The sequence below is a fragment of the Streptomyces sp. YIM 121038 genome (assembly GCF_006088715.1).
Lineage (GTDB): Bacteria > Actinomycetota > Actinomycetes > Streptomycetales > Streptomycetaceae > Streptomyces.
This window is the reverse complement of sequence record NZ_CP030771.1, coordinates 8,472,197-8,491,057: the sequence shown is the minus strand read 5'-3', so window position 1 is coordinate 8,491,057 and position 18,861 is coordinate 8,472,197. Positions and strand designations below refer to the sequence as shown.

The 18,861-nt window shown below is 72.8% G+C and carries 10 protein-coding genes; 2 read left to right on the top strand and 8 right to left on the bottom strand.

The window, feature by feature from the left end; genetic code table 11:
* Window positions 1-6 precede the first annotated feature (6 nt).
* Complete coding sequence (locus C9F11_RS35485) at window positions 7-6,432, bottom strand: AMP-binding protein (protein ID WP_138963446.1); 6,426 nt, start codon at window positions 6,430-6,432, stop codon at window positions 7-9.
* 405 nt (window positions 6,433-6,837) lie between these two features.
* Here C9F11_RS35485 and C9F11_RS35480 point away from each other — a divergent pair, with 405 nt between their 5' ends.
* Both C9F11_RS35480 and C9F11_RS35475 read left to right on the top strand, forming a co-directional pair.
* Window positions 6,838-7,080, top strand: a complete 243-nt coding sequence (locus C9F11_RS35480; RefSeq protein WP_138963444.1) for a ferredoxin — start codon at window positions 6,838-6,840, stop codon at window positions 7,078-7,080.
* Between the two features lie 346 nt (window positions 7,081-7,426).
* A complete protein-coding gene (locus C9F11_RS35475) occupies window positions 7,427-9,343 on the top strand; it encodes a RiPP maturation radical SAM C-methyltransferase (protein WP_171075938.1) in 1,917 nt (638 codons plus the stop codon).
* Between the two features lie 82 nt (window positions 9,344-9,425).
* On the opposite strand, the gene C9F11_RS35470 is transcribed toward C9F11_RS35475, so the two are convergent.
* The 7 genes from C9F11_RS35470 to C9F11_RS35435 all read right to left on the bottom strand — a co-directional run bounded on the left by C9F11_RS35470 (window position 9,426) and on the right by C9F11_RS35435 (window position 18,807).
* A complete protein-coding gene (locus tag C9F11_RS35470) occupies window positions 9,426-10,289 on the bottom strand; it encodes a DUF3592 domain-containing protein (RefSeq protein WP_138963440.1) in 864 nt (287 codons plus the stop codon).
* A gap of 24 nt (window positions 10,290-10,313) precedes the next feature.
* The gene (locus C9F11_RS35465) at window positions 10,314-11,393 is read right to left on the bottom strand and encodes a hypothetical protein (protein WP_138963438.1); all 1,080 of its coding nucleotides are present in this window, start codon (window positions 11,391-11,393) and stop codon (window positions 10,314-10,316) included.
* Between the two features lie 145 nt (window positions 11,394-11,538).
* Window positions 11,539-12,945: a DEAD/DEAH box helicase gene (locus C9F11_RS35460; protein WP_138963436.1), complete on the bottom strand. Its 1,407-nt coding sequence runs from the start codon at window positions 12,943-12,945 to the stop codon at window positions 11,539-11,541.
* A gap of 546 nt (window positions 12,946-13,491) precedes the next feature.
* A complete protein-coding gene (locus C9F11_RS35455; RefSeq protein ID WP_138963434.1) occupies window positions 13,492-14,811 on the bottom strand; it encodes an amidohydrolase/deacetylase family metallohydrolase in 1,320 nt (439 codons plus the stop codon).
* A gap of 470 nt (window positions 14,812-15,281) precedes the next feature.
* Window positions 15,282-16,229, bottom strand: a complete 948-nt coding sequence (locus C9F11_RS35450; RefSeq protein ID WP_249402018.1) for an aldo/keto reductase — start codon at window positions 16,227-16,229, stop codon at window positions 15,282-15,284.
* A 483-nt stretch (window positions 16,230-16,712) separates the two neighbouring features.
* On the bottom strand, window positions 16,713-18,029 hold the full coding sequence (locus C9F11_RS35440; RefSeq protein ID WP_138963430.1) for a tetratricopeptide repeat protein: 1,317 nt from the start codon (window positions 18,027-18,029) through the stop codon (window positions 16,713-16,715).
* A gap of 172 nt (window positions 18,030-18,201) precedes the next feature.
* Complete coding sequence (locus C9F11_RS35435) at window positions 18,202-18,807, bottom strand: DinB family protein (RefSeq protein WP_138963428.1); 606 nt, start codon at window positions 18,805-18,807, stop codon at window positions 18,202-18,204.
* Window positions 18,808-18,861: the final 54 nt, after the last annotated feature.

Here is an 18,861-nt window from a genome sequence, read left to right as displayed (position 1 = left end):
GCGCGGCTACTCCTCAGGGATCTCGGTGACCCGGCGAAGGCCGGGGCGGCCGACCGTGGCGACGGTCGTCCACCGCGCGGCCAGCTCGGCGACGGTCGGGTACGCGAAGACGGTCCGGATCGACACCTGCGCTCCCAGCTCGGCGCGCATGCGGTTGATCAGCCTGGTCGCCCGCAGGGAATTGCCGCCGCAGGCGAAGAAGTCGTCGTCGATGCCGATTCCGTCGTGCCCGAGCGCCTCGGTGAACAGCTTGACCAGCGTGGTCTCCCGCTCGTCGCGCGGCGCTCTGCGGCCGGTCGCGCTCCGCGGCGGGCGGCGGGCGGCCCCGGCCGCGCCGCCGGACGGCAGCCGTTCGACCCGCGTCACGGCGAGGGGCACCACCCGGGCGGGCAGCCGCTGGACGACGAGGTCGAGCACCTCGTGCGTGGACACGGGGCGTCCGTCGACCGTGACGACGTACGCGGTGGGCCCCGTCGTCCCGTGTCCGTCGGTGACCACGAGCGCCTCGGCCACCTCGGGGTGGGACAGCAGCACGGTCTCCACCGCCGTGGCCTCGGTGCGCGACCGGTCGCCCACGGGCTCGATCCGGTGGTCGGCGCCGCGCCGGGCGCGTACTCCGGTACGGAGCATGCGGGCGCCGGGCGGCCCGTAGGGGTCGGCGACGAAGTGCCCGGCGCTGAGCCCGGGACGCCGGTGCAGGCCGCGGGCGAACTCCCCGGCGAGGTACAGCTCGCCCACGGCGCCCGGCCCGGCCGGGGCGAGGGTGGGGCCGAGCAGCCGGACGCGCGCGGGCTCCGGGGGCGCCGCGCGGAGGGCGTCCGGCGGCGGTGCGTCGCGCCGCACGTCGACGGCGCGGCCGAGGCAGAGGGCGAGCAGCGGGTCCCAGACGCTCGCCCCGGGGCCGGTCGCGGGCGCGCCGTCGGCCAGGGCGGCGTGGGTGAGGGCCACGGCGTACGGCCGCGCTGCCGCGTCCGGGCCGTAGCGGAGGTAGGCGAGGTGCTCCGGCCTCACGGGACGGGTCGCGGCCGGGGCCGGTGGCGGGGTCGGGGCCGGTGGCGGGGTCGGGTCGCCCGGCGGAGGCGCGGGGTCCGTGCCCTCGTCGCCGGGGGCGTCGACCGGTATCGGCGTCAGGCCGGGCCAGGTCAGGGCGGCGGCTGCCGGGTCCGCGACGAGCGCGTGCGGGCGGGCGTCCGCCAGGACGGCGGCGGTCCACGCCCGTGGGTCACCGGGGTCGATCGGCAGCAGGCAGGCGCCGCTCTTCACCACGGCGAGCAGCGCCACGGCCCGGTCCGCCGGGTCGGAGCAGCAGGCGGCCACCACGGCTTCGGGTCCCAGGCCGCGTCGGCGCAGCCGCCGCGCGAGGCGGTCCGCCCTGTCGTTCAGGTCCCGCCAGGTCGGCGCGGAGCCGTCGGCGATCAGGGCTTCCGCCTCGGGGTCCGTGGCGGCGCGCCGGGCGCAGAGGTCCGCAGCCGAGACCCGGCGCGTCCGGGCGGTCGGCCGTGCCGGGCCTGGGGCGTCCGGGACCGGCACGCCGGGCTCCGTCACGGCCACGGAGGCGACCGAGCGGCCGGGATCGTCAGCGAACGCGCGCAGCACGCGCCCGAACGCGTCCGCGACCCGCGTGGCCGCGGTCCGGTCGAAGGCGCCGCGCCGGTACTGGAGCCGCAGCCGCAGCCGGTGGTCCTGGTCCGCGTACACGACCAGCGGATAGTGCGAGGCGCCGACGGACCGGCACGCCGTGACGTCAAGGCCTCCCGTGGCGCCCGCCGCGGCGATCTCCGGGTGCCGGGGCGGATGGGACTGGAAGGCGACGAGGGTGTCGAAGAGGACGTCGAGACCCACGGCCTCGTGCACGTCGAGGAGGGCGCAGTGGTGGTGGTCGAGCAGGCCGTTCTGGGTGGCGCGCACCCCCGCCGCCACCTCGGCGAGCGTCTGCCAGGGCCCGCACCTCGCCCGCACCGGCACGGTGTTGAGGAACAGCCCCACCATCGACTCGACGCCGTCCACCTCCGGGGGCCGGGCGGACACCGCGCCGCCGAACACCACGTCGGTGCTCGCGGTGAGCCGGCCGAGCACGATCCCCCAGGCCGCCTGCACGACGTTGTTGAGGGTGCAGCCGAGTTCGACGGCGCGCCGGGCGAGCGCGTCCGCGTCACGGTCGCTCAGGGGTACGTCGAGTTCGCCGGGGCCGGTGGAGTCGGTGGTCGCGGGAGGCGCGGTGGCCGGGCCGGGTGCGCGGGCGGGGGCTCGGGCGGGGGCGGGGGTGGGGGCCACCAGCGTGGGCCCGCTCAGCCCGGCGAGCGCCCGCGCGTGCGCCCGCGCCGACCGCTCCCGGTCCCGCCGCGCGAGCCAGCCCAGGAAGTCCTTGAAGGGACGGGGGTCCGCGACGGCGCTGTCCCCGCCGTACGCGCGCAGCAGGTCGCGCGCCAGGATCGGTTCCGACCAGCCGTCGAACAGGGCGTGGTGGGCGGTGAGGACCAGCTCGGCGCGGCTCGGGCCGACGCGGGCGAGGGTCCACCGCAGCAGTGGCGGGCCCGCCAGGTCGAAGGGCTCGCCGCGCTCCTTCGTCAGGAAGGCCTCGAACGCGGTGTCGTCGGGCAGCGTGACCTCGCGCCACGGGGCCTCGGCGCGCGCGACGACCAGCTGGACCCAGGCCCCCGCGTCCGTCGTCGCGAACGCGGTGCGCAGCGCCGCGTGCCGGTCGATCAGGGAGCGGGCCGCCGCGCGCATCCGCGGGGCGTCGACCGTGCCGCGGATCCCGATCACGAGCTGTACGTGGTAGGTACCGGGGTCCGTGTCCGCGAGCGTCGTGTGGTGCACCATCCCGGCTTGCAGGGGCGTCAGCGGCCATACGTCCGCGAGGCCCGGGTGTTCCTTGCCCCACGCGTCGAGTTCGCTCTGCGCCACGGCGACCAACGGCACGTCCGAGGGCGTCAGGCCGCCGGCGCCCGGTGCGCGCGCGTGCCGGGCCAGGCCCTCCAGGGCGGCGCACCACAGGTCGGCCAGCTCGCGCACCTCGGCACGGGAGAGCACGCCCCGCGGCGCGGCGAACGTGGCCGCGAGGCGCGGCCCGTCGGCTTCGTCGGCCACCGTGGCGTTGACGGCCAGCTCGCAGGGCGCGGGCATGAGGGGGTTGTGCCCGGCGTCGAGCGCCGCGAGGGTCTCCAGCTCGGCGCGGTCACCGGTGCGGGTCCAGCCGAGGCCGCGCAGCTCGTCGGGGAGGTCGGCGGCGGAGAAGCGGCCCAGGTAGTTGAACCCGACCTGGCCGAGCGGGTAGGGAGCGAGCGCCGGGGCGGTCCGGCCGTTCAGGTAGCGCAGCAGCCCGTACCCCATGCCCTTGCCCGGGACGGCTCGCGACTGCTCCTTGACCAGCTTGAGGGCCGTGCCCGCGGCCGGCCCCCCGGCGAAGGCCTCCGCCACGTCGGTCCCGTCCAGGTCGAGGCGGACGGGGAAGACGCTGGAGAGCCAGCCCGCGGTGCGGGACAGGTCCGCGCCCGGTGCGATCTCCTCCTCCCGCCCGTGGCCTTCGAGGCGGAGCAGCAGGGACCGCTCGTCCGTGCCGCGTCGTCGGCGCCAGTGCGCGAGGGCCAGGGCGAGCCCGGTCAGCAGGCCGTCCTGGACGTTGCCGTGGAAGGCCGAGGGCACGGCGGTCAGCAGCGTCCGCGTGACGTGGGGCGGCAGCGAGACCCGCACCTGCCGCACGGTGTCCGTGGTGTCGACGGCCGGGTCGAGGCGCCGCGCTCCCAACTCCGGGTCCGGCCCCTCCAGGACGGAGCGCCAGTAGGGCAGTTCGGCCACGCGCGCGTCGGCGTACGCGGCGTCCGCCAGCGCGTGCGCCCAGCGTCGCGCCGAGGTGGCCACCGGCGGCAGCGCGGGCCGCTCCCCCGCCCGTATCCGCTTCCAGGCCGCGGCGAAGTCCGGCATCAGGATCCGCCAGGTCACCCCGTCGGCGGCCAGGTGGTGCACCACCATCAGCAGGCGGCCCGGCCCCGCCGGGGGGTCGAACCACACGCAGGCGGCCAGCAGGCCCCGGGCGGGGTCCATCTCGCCCGCTGCCGCGTCGAGCCGGGACGCGAGCAGGGGGTGCCAGCTCTCCTCGTCCCAGCGCCCGTCGCACGCGACCCGCCGGACCAGGCGGCCGACGTCCATCCGGCCCGGCGGCTCGACGACCACTCCGTCCGGTACGAGGCGGGCCCGCAGCAGGTCGTGCCGGTCGACGACGGCGGCCACCGTGGCGACGAGACCGTCCCGGTCGATTCCCTCGGGAAGTTCCAGGACGACGGCCTGCGCCAGCCGCTCGAACCCGGCGCCCCTGTCCTTGATCCACCGTGCCGCGGGCAGCAGCGGCATCCACCCCACTCCGCCGCCTTCGAGCTCCTCCAGCTTCCTGTCGGCCTCGCCGCGCCCGGCGGTGTGCGCCGCCGTCGCCAGGGTGGTGACCGTGCGCCGCTGGAGGATCTCCCGTACGTCGAGCGTGAGGCCCCGGGCGCGGGCGCGGGCCGCCACCTGGATCGACTGGATGCTGTCGCCGCCCAGGGCGACGAAGTCGTCGTCGGCGCCCACCCGCTCCAGACCGAGCACCTCGGCGAACACCTCCGCGACGACCTGCGCGTGCGCGGTGTCGGGCGCGCGATAGGCGCCGGTGCCGAACTCCGGTGCGGGCAGGGCGGCCCGGTCCAGCTTTCCGTTCGGGGTGAGCGGCAGCCGGTCCAGGGTCACGAACACCGAGGGCACCATGTATCCCGGAAGGCGCCGCGCGAGGAACTCCCTGAGCCGCTCCGCCTCGGCACCGCCCGGCGCGGTCGGCTCGTCGGCGGGCACCACGTAACCCACCAGGTGCTTGCCCAGGCCGTCGTCGCCGTGGACGGCCGCCGCCGCGTGTGCCACCGCCGGGTGGGCGAGGAGGGTCGTCTCGATCTCGCCCAGCTCGATGCGGAAGCCCCGCACCTTCACCTGGTCGTCGGCCCGGCCTTGGCAGACCAGCGTGCCGTCCGGCGTGCTGAACCCCAGGTCGCCCGTGCGGTACATGCGTGCCCCGGCGGGCCCGTACGGGCAGGCGACGAACCGCTCGGCGGTGAGCCCGGCCCGGTTCAGGTAGCCGCGCGCCAGTTGGACGCCCGCGAGGTAGATCTCGCCGGGCGTCCCCGGAGGTGTCGGCCGCAGCCGCTCGTCGAGCACCAGGGCACGCATGCGCTCGAAGGGGTGCCCGACGGGGACCTCCCCGGCGATCTCGACGGGGAGGTCCCCGGTGATCTCGACGGGGAGGTCCCCGGTGATCTCGACGGCGGACTCCGCATCGGCCGACGCGCCCACTTCAGACCGTATGCCCGCTTTAGCCGATATGCCCGTATCCACCGGTGTGCCCGAGCGCGCCGCGGGCGCCACCACGTGGGCGGTGGCGAACACCGTCGTCTCGGTCGGTCCGTACAGGTTCGCGAAGACGGTGTCCGGGCAGGCGGCCCGGGCACGCCGGACGAAGGGCGGCGAGACGCGCTCCCCGCCGATGACCACCTCACGGAGGCCCGCGAGGCAGCGCGCGTCCTCCTCGACCAGCAGGTTGAACACCGAGCTGATCACCATGGCCGCGGTGACTCCGTGGTCGGCCACCATCGCCGCCAGCGTGGCAGGCGTCAGCTCCCGCGCGGTACTGACCACGAGCCGGCCTCCGTTGAGCAGCGGCACCCACAAGGGATACACCGAGGCGTCAAAGGCCAAGGGCAAGTGCAGGAGCACGCGTTCCTGGGTGCCCGTGCGCCAGACGCGGTCGCTCGCGAAGGCCACCAGGGCCCGGTGGGTGACGGCGACTCCCTTGGGCACACCGCTCGACCCGGACGTGTAGATGACGTAGACGAGTTGATCGGGGTGGCAGACCGCCGCCCCGCAAGAGGGATTCGCGGACGAGGCGGGGTCGGCCTGGTCCGCGGCGGCCGGGTCGGCGAGGCCGGCCGCGTCGTCGTCGTGGTCATGGAGGTCGGCCACGTCATCGAGGCCGTCGAGCGTCACACGGGGGCAGGTTCGCGGCAGCCGGGCCGACGCTTGTTCCGTGGTCACCACCAGGACCGGCCGCGCGTCGCCGAGCATGAACGCGACGCGCTCAGCGGGATAGTCCGGGTCGATCGGCAGGTACGCGGCACCGGCCTTCAGCACGCCCAGCAGGACCACCATCAGGTCGGCCGACGCGGGCAGCACCACGGCCACGACCGACTCCGGCCCCACGCCGCGCCCGGCCAGCGCCCGCGCGAGCCGGCCCGCCCGGTCGACGAGGTCCCGGTAGGTCAGGCGGACGTCACCGCACGCCACGGCCACGGCCTCGGGGGTGTGTGCGGCCCAGCGGTCGACCAGGGCCGGGGCCGTCACGTCCAGGTCGGGTGCGGTCGGCTCGACGGCCCTGCTCGGCGACCGCTCCAGGCCCACCGGTTCTCGCACGTCCATCACCCCACCACAGGAAACGCACCAGAGAATGAGTCATATCGAGGCACGGCCGAACGCGGTCTCGCCGAACCGAAAAGGCACCCCTGTCCGGGGCCGTCCGCAAAGAAAATCTCCGGCAGCCGAAGCCTTCCGGAGTCGATAAGGGCGGCAGCCGTTCATCCGGTGGCCCGGCCCTCAGGCATCCCACTGTCCAACCTCGGCACTATGAGGTCAAGCGCCGTACCTGGGCCGAACTCCCCACCACGTTCCGATTAATGTCCTGGCACCAGGACATCTCTATGCTGGACGGCTCGTCATGCTGGCATTCACGTAATGCGGACGATGCCCGGGTAAGGCCGTCATGACGGTGAAACAGCTCCCACGGCACCGGCGGCACAGGGTGCCACGAACCGGAGGAGGGCCCACATGACAGCACCGCGCAAGGAATCATGGTGCGTAAAAGTCGACACCTCCCTCTGCATGGGTTCCGGCATGTGCGAGGGCATCGCACCCGACTATTTCCAGCTGGTCGACAACCGCGCACAGCCGACCCACCCCCGCGTCGCGCAGAACGATCTCGTACTCGAAGCGAGCGAGAGTTGTCCGGTAGAGGCAATCCTCGTACGGGACGAGCGGACGGGCACCGTGATCGCACCCCGCGAACACTGACCCGCGCCCCAGTTTCCGGCCCGTCGATTCCCTCCGCGCCAAAAGACCGGATTACGGCGCGCGGCAGGGCGAAGGCATACCGCGAGAACGCGTCAGCCAGGCATTCCCCGCCCATCCCTGCGCACTCCTTGCACCCGGATAGGGCATCTGCGAGCCTCGCATGGCCACCTGCTGTCCCATGATCCGGCCGCGTCGTTCGCCCTTCCCCTGTCGCCCGTCGCCCCCGATCGAATCGCCGCGCCTCCGTCCGGAGGGAGCGGTCTTCGGCGAGGCGCCCCGCGACACGGGCGTGACGGCCCGAGCGCCCGGCAGGACGCTCCGACCCAGCACGGAGAAGGAGAGCACCATGCGGATCGCCCTGGTCAACATGCCGTTCGCCGACTGGTACCGCCCATCGGTGGCGTTGAGTCAGCTCGCCGCGCACACCGAGCGCGAGTTCGGCGATTCGGTGCGGACCGACATCTGCTACGTCAACATCGACTTCGCGCTCTCGTTCGGCGCCGGTGAATACAACCGGCTCGCCAACGAATACGGCAACCTGACCACCGGAATCGGCGAGTGGCTCTTTCGCAACCTGGCCTTCCCGGACTCCGACGACAACACGTCCGACTACTTCCAGCGCTACTTCGCCGATGAACGGTCGGGCGATTTCCGGTCCCATCTGCTGCGCATACGAAACCGCCTGGGCGACTTCTGCGAAGGCGTCATCGACGACTACGGCCTCGCGACGGCCGACATCGTCGGGTTCACCTCCATGTTCTCCCAGAGCATCCCCAGCATCGCCCTTGCGCAGCTGATCAAGCAGCGGAATCCCGAGGTCACCACGATCATGGGCGGAGCCAACTGCGAAGCCCCCATGGGCGCGGTCCTCGCCGAGCGGATCCCCGCCCTCGACTTCATTTTCTCCGGGCCCGCCCTGCACACCTTTCCCGAGTTCGTCCGGCGCCTGCTCGACGGCGAGCCCGAACGGGCCGAGGCCATCCCCGGAGTGATGACCAGGCACAATGTGAGCGTCGACCGATTCCGTCGCGCCATCGGCCGGGACTGCGACATCGACGACTACGTACAGCCGGAGTACCAGAGCTTCGTCGACAAGTTCAAGGATTCGCAGGAAGCCCTGCGCGCGAGCGGCGGCGCGGACGAACCCACGCTCTACTTCGAGACGTCACGCGGCTGCTGGTGGGGAGAGCGCTCGCACTGCACGTTCTGCGGGCTCAACGGCTTGGGCATGGGATATCGCGCCATGGCCCCCGAGAAGGCGCTGGCGCAGCTCCACTGGCTCTTCGAATACCACCCCTGGTGCACCGCGTTTCACGGCACCGACAACATCATGCCGCGCAACTACCTGCGTGACGTCTTCCCGCACCTCAAGACACCGCCCGGAGCGCGCCTCTTCTACGAGGTCAAGGTGCCCATCTCGGACCGCGATTTCCGCACCATGGCGCAGGCCGGGGTGCGCGAGGTGCAGCCCGGCATCGAGGCCCTCGCGACCTCGACCCTGAAGCTCATGGCCAAGGGCACCACGTCGTTCCTCAACCTCCAGTTCCTCCAGAAGTGCCTGCGGTACGACATCGCTCCGGTGTGGAACCTGCTCATCGGCTTCCCCGGCGAGGAGGAGGACGTCTACCGGAAGTACGCGACGGACCTGCCGAACCTGGTCCACCTGCCGCCGCCCGACGGGACCTTCCTGGTCCGCTTCGACCGGTACAGCCCGTACTTCACCAAGCGGGACGAGTACGAACTCGCCCTGCAACCCCTGGAGTTCTACCGGCTCGCCTATCCCGTGGTGCCGGACGAGCAGCTCCACGACCTCGCCTACTTCTTCGTCGACGAGAACCTGGCGCCGTATCAGCTCCAGTCCATCGAGTGGATCACGAAGCTGCGCGAGCTGACCGACGCCTGGCACGCCGCCTGGCAGCGGGACACCCCGCCCCGCCTGGTGCTCACGGCCGACGGCACCGGAGACCCCGGCGTGCTCGACACCCGGTTCGGCACGCGCCGGTGGATCCCGGTCGAACCCGGGACCGAGGCGATGCTGCGACGGCTCACGTCCCCCGCCCGCCCCGCCAAGCTCGCGTCCGACCTGGGCATCCCGATCGACCAGGTGCGGGCACGGCTGGCCGAACTGGCCGACCGCAAGGTCCTGTTCGAGGAGAGCGGCACCGTCATCAGCCTCGTCACGACGGAAGCGGCCACCACGGAGGCCGAGACCGACGAGGACACCGACCACCGGCCCGGAACACTCAGCATCCTCGGTCTGTGACCGGCGCGACGGCCCGGGAAGGCGCCGGGCCACGACGGATCCGAGACCTTGCTCGTGGGGCCGCGCCCCGGACGGCCGGGCCTCAGAGCAGTGCCGCTCCCACCACAGCCGTCGCCGCGAGCACCACGATCGCCAGGGCGGTGACCACCACGTCCAGGTTCTGCGAGCGCTGCTCGGCCGCCCGGTCCAGCGTGAAGTCGGACGGATCGGCGGGCGTGTGGTGGACGGTGACGTCACGGCCGTAGGCGCGGGCGGGGTCAGGCAGGTGTGCCGTGCAGTGGGCGGTGACGGCCGTACCCTCGCGGGTGGTGAACGAGACGACCGGGGTGATGGTGGTCGAGGTGTGGCCGTCGTCCTGGTCGACGGTGACGTCCTTCAGGACCGCGACGATCCGCCCCCGCGCGGCCTCCATCGCGGCCAGCCTGCCGATGCGGTCGCGCTTGGCACGTACCGTCCCGGGCAGGTGGACGGCCGCGTAGACCGCCAACGGCCCACCGGAGCCGATCAACGCCCACGGCCACCCCCAGTCGACCGCCGCGAGGGCCACCAGCCCGGCGTAGACGAGGAAGAGCGCGCAATTCGGCCCGCCGAGCCCCCTACTGGCCTGCTCGGGGTCCGTGGAGAACCGGTAGGCGTGCGGTCTGCCCCGCGGGTGGCTGACCCCGACCTCCCGGCCCTCCCACGCCGCGGTGATCACCTCGCCGCGCTCACCGTCGTTCGTCACCGTCACCTCCTGCCCGGAGGCCGGATCGCGGTACGAGACCACCACCGATATCCCGCCCACCCGGGACCCGCCGTGACGGGGCTCGCGCACCCGCTCGATCCGCCCCGTGAGCCGGACCGTCCGCTGCGCCTTGGTCACCCCGGCCAGGGACATGCCGTACCCGACCACCGCCGCCGCGCCCCACACCGCACACCACAGCACCAGGAACTCGTCCCACCCCATGCGCCCCTCCTCCCGCCGACCCGGTCAACTGCCGCCGCGCCGCAGCACTTTGCCCCGCCCGTCCGCCTCCAGCGTCCCCGTGCCCCCCTCACCGGTCACCACGACCCTGAGGGTGAGCGAGCCGCTGACGCCGTCGGCGGTCAGCTGCCAGCTCCGCGGCGAGTCGGCGCCGAGGGTGGCCCGGGCCTTCTCGACCAGCGCGGGCACACGATCGTAGGGCAGGGAACGCGGGTCGAACCCGGCGCCCTTCACACCGGTGGGAGAGAACGCGACCGTCAGCATGCGGTCCTGCACGACGACGGTGAGCGCTCGGCGCCGCCCCTCGCCCCGCGTCAACGACTCGACGGACCTGCGCAGTTCGCCCCGGTCGAGCATCGACTGCCCGGGGCCGAGGGTGACCGTACCGGTCGCCGACGTCACGGTGGTCGTCGACGACGAGGAGGAGACGGACGGCCCCCGCGACGCTCCGTTCCCGTCGGAGCCGAACAGGTCGGCGCGGAACAGCAGGAGCACGGCGGCCGTGCCGAGCAGCAGGCCGAGGAGCGTGAGGAGACCGCCGGCGAGTCCCTCCGGGGCCTCGCTCTTCATGGCGGGGCCGGGCGCCGAGTCCAAGAGCTCCGTGGCCGCCCGCTCCTCCCACTCCGGCGTGGGCCGTTTCACGATCCGCGCCTTCCACGGCCTGTCCGGCGGGTAGGCGACCACCACGACGCCGCGGGGCCGGTAGTCGGACAGCTCGACGAGGTTGACGTCCTGCCGGATCTCGACGCGGTAGGCAGGCGCGTCGTCCGGTGCGACGGTCAGGTCGAACCGCACCGGTACGTCGCTGGTCTCGCCCCCTACGGCCTCCAGGCTCTCGATCATCGCGAGCGCCGTGCGCGGTGCGACGGCGGCCTCACGGGCGCGGCGCGGCAGGGTGAGGAGGGAGAAGACCAGACCGTAGACCGCGGGCAGCGCCAGTCCCGTGACGACCAGCGTCACCTTCTCGACGACGCACCCGCTGATGAAGGCGGTGAGCGACGCCCCGATCACACCGCCCGTCAGGAAGCCCCGGGCGAGTCCTGCGGGCGTGTGGTGCGTGGGCGGCGCGCCCGCGGTGATCGTCATGCGGCCGATTCTGCACGCCCCGGGTAACGGCCGACAGACTTGTGCACAACCCTCGTGGTCGTCGCTTCGACTGTTTCCGCCGGCGGTACGCCCCCGCCCCGCGCGGCCGGGAGGAGGCGCCGCCGGGCGGTCCGGGAAGCCGGGCTCAGCCGCCGCGCCGCACCCGGGCCGCCTGGCGGGCCTCCGCGAGCTTGCGGGCCTCGCTGGTCTTGCGGGACGCCCTGGTGCCGGAGCCCGAGCCGCCCTTCGCGTCCTTGGTGCTGCCCAGGCCGCGGAAGGGGGCGTTGTGGTTCTTGGGGCGCGAGGCCGCGGACCCGGCGTCGAGGGGCTTGCCGGAGGGGGCCCGGGCGCCGGTGATCCGGCTCAGCTCCGCCTCGCCGGAGCGCACCTTGGTGACCTTGGGGGTGACGTCGGCGTCCGTCATGACCTGGTTCGTCTCGCGGCGCTGCCCCGACAGGACGAGCGTCACGACGGTGCCGGAGCGGCCGGCCCGGGCCGTGCGGCCCGCGCGGTGCAGATAGTCCTTGGGGTCGGTGGCCGGGTCGACGTTGACCACGAGGTCGAGGTCGTCGACGTGCAGGCCGCGGGCGGCGACGTTCGTCGCCACCAGCGCGGTGACCTCCCCGTTCTTGAACTGGGCCAGGGTCCGGGTGCGCTGCGGCTGCGCCTTCCCGCTGTGCAGGGCGGCGGCGGCCACGCCGTTGGCCCGCAGATGCCGGGTGAGCTGGTCGACGCCGTGCTTGGTGTCGAGGAACAGCAGGACGCGGCCGTCCCGGGCGGCGATCTCCGTGGTCACGGCGTACCGGTCGGGGCCGTGGACGACGAGGACGTGGTGCTCGATCGTGGGGACCGCGCCGGACGGGGGGTCCACGGAGTGGACGGCGGGGTCGCGCAGGTAGCTCTGCACCAGCTGGTCGACGTCGCGGTCGAGGGTGGCGGAGAACAGCATCCGCTGCCCGTCGGGACGCACCTGGTCCAGGATCTCGGTGACCTGGGGCAGGAACCCCATGTCACACATCTGGTCGGCCTCGTCCAGGACCGCGATGCGCACCCGCCCGAGGCGGCAGCCCTTGCGCGCGATGAGGTCGTGCAGCCGACCGGGGGTGGCGACGACGATCTCGGCGCCGTCCCGCAGCGCGGCGGCCTGCCGCCCGATGGACACGCCGCCCACCACGGTCGCGAGCCGCAGCCGCAGCGCCTCGGCGTACGGGGCGAGCGCCTCACCGACCTGCTGCGCCAGCTCCCTGGTGGGCACCAGGACGAGGGCCAGCGGCTCCTTGGGCTGCGCGCGCCGCCCGGCCGTGCGGGCGAGCATCCCCAGGCCGAAGGCGAGCGTCTTGCCGGACCCCGTGCGGCCCCGGCCCAGGACGTCCCGTCCCGCGAGCGCGTTCGGCAGGGTGGCCGCCTGGACGGGGAAGGGCACCGTCACACCGTGCTCGTCGAGCACCCGCAGCACCGCGGCGGGCAGCCCCAGCTCCGCGAAGGAGGCCGCCGCGGGGGCCTCCGGTGCCTCGTCCTGCTGCCGGGCGTCGGTACGTGCTGATGCGCTCACTGAGAGCCTTCCTCCGAAGGGACCGTACCGAGGAAGGCGCGGCGGGGACGCGGCCACCGGCACGGGGCACCGAGCGGAGCTCCGACACAGCGACGCTGCAAACGCTCAACGCTAGCACGTGGCACCCGGCCGGGCCTCCCGAGCGGGAGCGCAGGAGGCCGGGCCGGGCCGGGCTCTCAGCGGAAGGTACGTCCGGGTAGACGACCTTGCTGCCGTTGTCGCCGAGCTGGACGAGGGTCGCCGCCCCGGACGGGCCCTCGACCGGGTCGGCCGCGGTGGCGCCGGTCCGGCCACGGACTCGGCCGAGGCTGCTGCGGGCAGCGCCGCCGTGAGCGCGGAGGACCACAAGCTTCTCAGCGCGATGGCGCTGTGGGGTCAATGCGGCACCAGGTGCGGGGAAGGGTGTCACACGTTGGCTCGTAAACGCGGTGACGCCGACGCCGAAGCCCTGGTAAGGACCTCGGCGCGGCGCCCCCGCTCCCCCGGTGCCGAACACCCCGTCGGGGCGGTGTCCGGCGCCGGGCGGCGGTGCGGAACGGAAGCCGCTCAGTGGCCGATCGGCCCGTCCGCCGGCTTCGCGCTCGGCGTCCACTTCTTCGCGGTCTTGCCGTTGAGGTCCCAGACCACCTGGCCGCCGCGGACGGTGAGCTCCGTGGACAGCTTCTGGGTGCCGTCCACGCGGAAGCCGAAGCTGTCCACGTACCCGAAGTTGCCCTGCTCGCGGGCGAACACCGCGATGTCGGCGGGCGCGCCCACCGAGAGGTTCCCCAGGTCGGGGCGCTTGATCGACTGGGCGGGCTTCCACGTCGAAGCGCTGATGACGTCCTTCAGCGGCATGTTGAGGGCGAGGAACTTGGACATCACGTTGGTCATGTCCTTCATGCCCGAGTTCATGCTGGTGATGTGCAGGTCGGTGGAGATGGCGTCGGGGGTGAACCCCTCCTTCAGCGCCGGGACCGCGACCCGCCAGCCGAAGCTGCCGCCGCCGTGGCCGACGTCGTAGAGGACGCCGCGGTCGCGGCCCTGCTGCATCGCCGGGTTGAGCTTGCCGTCCGGGCCCAGCTCGCCGCGGTTTCCGGAGTAGGCGTGCGAGTAGATGTCGCCCGGGCGCAGCTTCTCGGTGAGCAGCGTCTTCAGGGGGCGCTCGGGGCGGGGCTCACCGAAGTCGACGAGGACCGGGACGCCTGCGTCCTTGCCCGCCTGGATGGAGTTGTCGACGGGCGTCCACTCCGGTCCCTCGTAGTGCGCCGTCTTGATGCCGACGATGGTCCCCGGGTACTGGCGGGCCTTCTCGGCGGCCGGACCGGGCTTCATGTCGCTGAGGTCCTGCTCGGCGGGGTTGCCCGCCATGCCCTTGCCGACGATGTTCAGGAAGGCGAGCACACGGGTCTTGGACCGGTCGATGGTGTTCTTCTTGAAGAGGTCGAAGTTGGAGGCGCCGGCGGATCCCGCGTCCACCGCGGTGGTGACGCCGGAGCGGAAGGTGAACCCGTCGGGGGCGACGCCGTTCTTGCCGTTGGCGTACGCGTCCTCCGGACCGTTGAAGAGGTGGGCGTGCAGGTCGATCAGGCCCGGCGTGACGAAGTTGCCGCCCGCGTCGACGGTCTGCTTCGCGGCCGAGGCGTCTATGTTCGCGGCCACCTTGGCGATCTTGCCGTCCTTCACGGCGACGTCGCGCACGGCATCGAGGTTGCTCTTCGGATCGATGACGTGGCCGCCCCGGATGACGAGGTCGTACGCCTCGGGGGTGCTGGCCTTCGTCCCGGCCGTCGCGCCGGTGGAGGGGGTGGCGCCGATCGTGGCGCCGACGATGAGGGCGATCCCTGCGGGCAGCAGGATTCGGTGGAGCCGGTCTCTTGTGGGCATGCGGATTCCCATCTCAGATGACGGCGATGTGGTCTAGACAACTGTGCCCGATGGGACGCCTTTCAATCAATGAAGCGTCCATGTATTTCTGTGGTCACACAGAAGACCGAACAAATCAAGCCACGTTGGTGAGTTGGGGCGGAGCCGGGGCAGTCCTGCCGGTTCCAGGGGGCCGACGCGGTCGGCGGGGGCGGGCCGGTTGAGGATTCGTGCCGCCGACGTGGTGCGGCAGGCCACCCGATGGGTCCGAAACCTGTCGTCCGGGACGAGGGAGGCCCTCGGCCCCCTCCGAACACGGACAGGCGGGACCGACGGCCACAGCAGAAGAGGCCATCGCCTTGGTGGCGCGGCGCCTCCCCGCGGCGGGCCGCGGTCCCGCCTTCCCCGGGCGCCGCGAAGAAGCCCCGAAGAATTAGCAGTTCACGAAGCCGCTCCCCGGCCGGGCGGCGGGCGAGCGTCCAGCTTCAGGCTCAGGGCAAGGGGCCGCCACGGGCGGTGACCCACAGGTCGTACCACTCCTCGTGGGTGAGTTCGGGCTCGCGGCTGACGGCGTCGCGGCAGGCGCGGATGCGTTCGGGTCGGCTGGTGCCGATGACCGGGGCGATGCGGGCCGGGTGGCGTTGCAGCCACCACAACAGGATCGTCTCCGGTGTCGTCCGTTTGCGTGCGGCCAGGTCGGAGACGAGCTGCGCGGTGGGTGAGTCACTGCCGCCGGTGTAGCGGCCCTGGGCGAGGGCGCCCCAGGCCTGGAGCTGGATCTCGCGGGCCTGGCAGTACTCGACGGTCCCGTGCGGGAAGCCGTTCCCGGCCGCGGCCGGGGTGTTCACGAGGACGCCCGCCTCGACCCAGTCCCGGCTGCCCAGGCTCATCTCCAACTGGTTGGCGACCAGCGGGACATCGAGGTGGCTCTGGAGGTGGGTGATCTGCGCGGCGCTCATGTTCGACACGCCGAAGTGACGTACCAGGCCCTGTCCGTGCAGGGAGGCGAAGGCCTTCGCGATGTCCTGCGGGTCGGCCAGCGGATCGGGCCGGTGCAGCAGCAGGACGTCGATCACGTCGGTGCGCAGCCGGGTGAGGCTCTCCTCGACGCTCCGGAGGATGTGCGCGCTCCGCAGGTCGTACATGCCGGGGTGCCGGCCGTCCGCCTGCCGGATGCCGCACTTGGTCTGCAGGACGATGCGTTCCCGCAGCCCGGACGCCCTGTCGAGCAACTCGCCGAAGACCGCCTCGGCCTTGCCGCGCCGGTAGATGTCGGCGTGGTCGAACACCGTCATGCCGGCGTCGAGCGCGGCCTCGACGGCGGCTTCGGCGTGCGCGATGTCCGCGGCGGTGTACGGCACGCCGTCCCAGGTACCGCCGAGCCCCATGCACCCGTACACCGGCCGTCCGGTGCGTAGGCCGGTCGTCTGCTCTGTCATGCGTGGCCCTCCCTCTCCCAGTGATCCTTCACCTAGAGGTGTGCCCATGGCGCACGTTCCTACGGGTGACCTACGCGAGGTGGTGGGGCTCGGCCGTCGCCGGTGTGACGGTGCGGGTGGCGGTCGGACTCAGGGAGTGGCCGAGTTCTGACGCGTGGCGTTCGACGTGCCGAGCGCCCCCGCGAGTCCCTGGCTCTGGGCCCCGCGCTCCAGCGCACCGGGTTCTCCGGAGCCCCCTCGACGCCGGAGGACGACGAGGCACGCCCCGATCGCTGCCGCGAGTACCACCAAAGTCGACACCATGAAGAGCATCAGGCCTCCCGTTGAGTAGGCGACGCCGCCCGGCCGAGTGGACCGGAGCCGACGCACGCGTGTGGTCAATGTCCCCCAGGGCAACCTACGCCAGCCCGTCCATATTTCCAACTGACTTCAGCCGACGCGTGATGGCGAGGACGGCGCCCCGGACCCGTACGGCCGCCATGGTCAAGTGGCCTTGCCCCGCACGACGTAGAGCTTCATGTCCGTGAAGTCGAGGGTCATGCGGTACGGCTTGTGGAAGCTGTGGAAGAAAGCCGCTCGCACGTCGAACCCATAGGGGGCGAGCGCGGCCTGGGGGTGCGTCTCGCAGTAGATGTCCTCGGCGGTGGCGTCGCCCAGGCGGACCTCCCTCGGGTAGCAGGGGTAGGTCACGGCCGGGTGGCTGTGGGCGAACGTCCCGATCGGGCGCTCGTAGTCGGCGCGGATCTTCAACTGCTCGGCCGTGTCCCCGAACACGACCGCGGCGCTCTCGCCCCCGCTTCCGCCGAAGTTCACGCCCACCACGCCCGCGCGGGAGCCGTCGGCGCCTGCGACGCCGCCCCGGGTGTGCAGATACTGCTCGGCCAGCCACAGCGGCTGGGGCTCGGCGCCCGCTCGCGCGGCGGCGGCGCGTGCCTTCCTGGCCGCTTCGGGGGTGCGACGGCGCAGGATCAGCTGGCGGCCCGCGTAGTCGAAGGTGGTCAGCAGGTGGGCGAAGACCCATGTGCCGATCATGCCGGCGCCCCCGTCGGTGTGGGGGTCGACGTCACCGCCCGACTCCGTCGCCGACCAGCCCACGGGGACGTTCCGCAGTTCGATGTCGCCCAGCCGGAAGGAATCCAGTACTCCGTAGTGCGCCCAGAGGGAACGGCCCTCGAAGTCGATCTTCTGGCTGGCGAGGGGGCTCAGCCCGGCCTCCTTGGCCACCGTCGAGGTCAGACTCAGATTCGAGGCACCGGTGTAGAACGCGAAGGGCTTCGGCGGTCCACCGTTGACCGAGGCCTCCACCAGCGGGTTCGGGTCCATCTGCTTCCAGGTCAGCCGCGCGGTGTCGCCGTGGACCTGATACGGCTCGCCGCGGATCGCCGCGAACCACGTGGCGTAGGCCTCTTCGCCGCCCGCTTTCCAGTGGGGTGCGGACAGGGCGAGTTCGTCCTGCCGGAGGTAGCAGTCGGCCAGGAAGAGGTGGGCGTCCTTGTCGTCGGGCGCCAACCGGACGGCCGCCTTGAGGTACTTCTCGGCGTCGGGGAACCGGTTGGCCAGCAGCGCGACATAGCCGCGACGGCGGGCCGCGTGCAGGTTCTCCGGGTCTGCTCCCAGGATCTCTTCGTACGCGCGACCGGCCTGCTCGAACCTCCCGGCCTTGAACAGCGCGTCGGCGTCACCGCCGCCTGCCAGCGCCGTGGCCGCCCGGTCCAGCAGCGGCGCGGCCGCGGCGGCACCGGTCAGGACGGCGGCTCCCCGTAACAGCGCACGCCGGTCCCATGTCCCGCCCTCAGCCATGCCTGCTCCTCTTCGCGATCGCGCTCGTCGTGGGGCCCCTGTCCCAACGGACGGCCGCAACAGCCCCGGCCGGATCGTCCGGCCTTGCCTGATGGGGGCCACCCTCAGGGCTCCACTGAAGACGCGGGCCTGTTGCGGGGGCGTACGCGTTTCTTGATACGCCCCCGATACATCAGGTCACATGAGGCGCCCTCGCAGCCCTGCCGGGCGCGGCCGACCTGGCGGCCCGCTCGACCTTCGCGTAGTGGGCCGCACGGGCTTCCTCATCGATCCGCGTCTCGTGTTCGGGGCGCATCCCGGTCCGGCCGTCGAGGCCCTCGCGCAGGATGTCGGCGTGCCCGGCGTGCCGGTTGGTCTCGCCGAGGACATGGACCATGACGGCGAACAGGTTCGTGTTGGGGCAGGGCTCCGACCACCACGGCACATGGCCGGGGGCGTCAAGGGGAAGCGCGTCGATCGTCGCGTCTGAGTGTGCCCACGCGCGCCGGTAGAACCCGGTGATCTGTTCGCGGGTCTCGTCCTCGGCCGCCCACTGATCGCTGCCGTCGTGCTCCTGCCACGGCACCAGCGCTTCCGGGGAAGGGCGCCCGAAGACCTCGCCGAAGTACCGGGCCTCGACGCTGGCCACGTGTTTGACCAGGCCGAGGAGGTTGGTCCCGGTCGCCGTCAAAGGCCGGCGGACGTCGTATTCGGACAAGCCGTCGAGCTTCCACAGCAGCGCCTCGCGGTCCCGCCGCAGTCTCCCGTGCAGGTTGTCCTTCGCGAACTCATCGATCATGCGGCATGAGCCTGCCACGGGCTGCTCGTGGCCTCAAGATCCGCTACGTGGTCC

Excerpts from the sequence above, each read along its gene's own strand:
- C9F11_RS35470 (WP_138963440.1), bottom strand. The coding sequence starts at position 10,289 with ATGGGGTGGGACGAGTTCCTGGTGCTGTGGTGTGCGGTGTGGGGCGCG.
- C9F11_RS35480 (WP_138963444.1), top strand. The coding sequence starts at position 6,838 with ATGACAGCACCGCGCAAGGAATCATGGTGCGTAAAAGTCGACACCTCC.
- C9F11_RS35485 (WP_138963446.1), bottom strand. The coding sequence starts at position 6,432 with ATGGACGTGCGAGAACCGGTGGGCCTGGAGCGGTCGCCGAGCAGGGCC.
- C9F11_RS35440 (WP_138963430.1), bottom strand. The coding sequence starts at position 18,029 with ATGGCTGAGGGCGGGACATGGGACCGGCGTGCGCTGTTACGGGGAGCC.
- C9F11_RS35435 (WP_138963428.1), bottom strand. The coding sequence starts at position 18,807 with ATGATCGATGAGTTCGCGAAGGACAACCTGCACGGGAGACTGCGGCGG.
- C9F11_RS35455 (WP_138963434.1), bottom strand. The coding sequence starts at position 14,811 with ATGCCCACAAGAGACCGGCTCCACCGAATCCTGCTGCCCGCAGGGATC.
- C9F11_RS35465 (WP_138963438.1), bottom strand. The coding sequence starts at position 11,393 with ATGACGATCACCGCGGGCGCGCCGCCCACGCACCACACGCCCGCAGGA.
- C9F11_RS35475 (WP_171075938.1), top strand. The coding sequence starts at position 7,427 with ATGCGGATCGCCCTGGTCAACATGCCGTTCGCCGACTGGTACCGCCCA.
- C9F11_RS35450 (WP_249402018.1), bottom strand. The coding sequence starts at position 16,229 with ATGACAGAGCAGACGACCGGCCTACGCACCGGACGGCCGGTGTACGGG.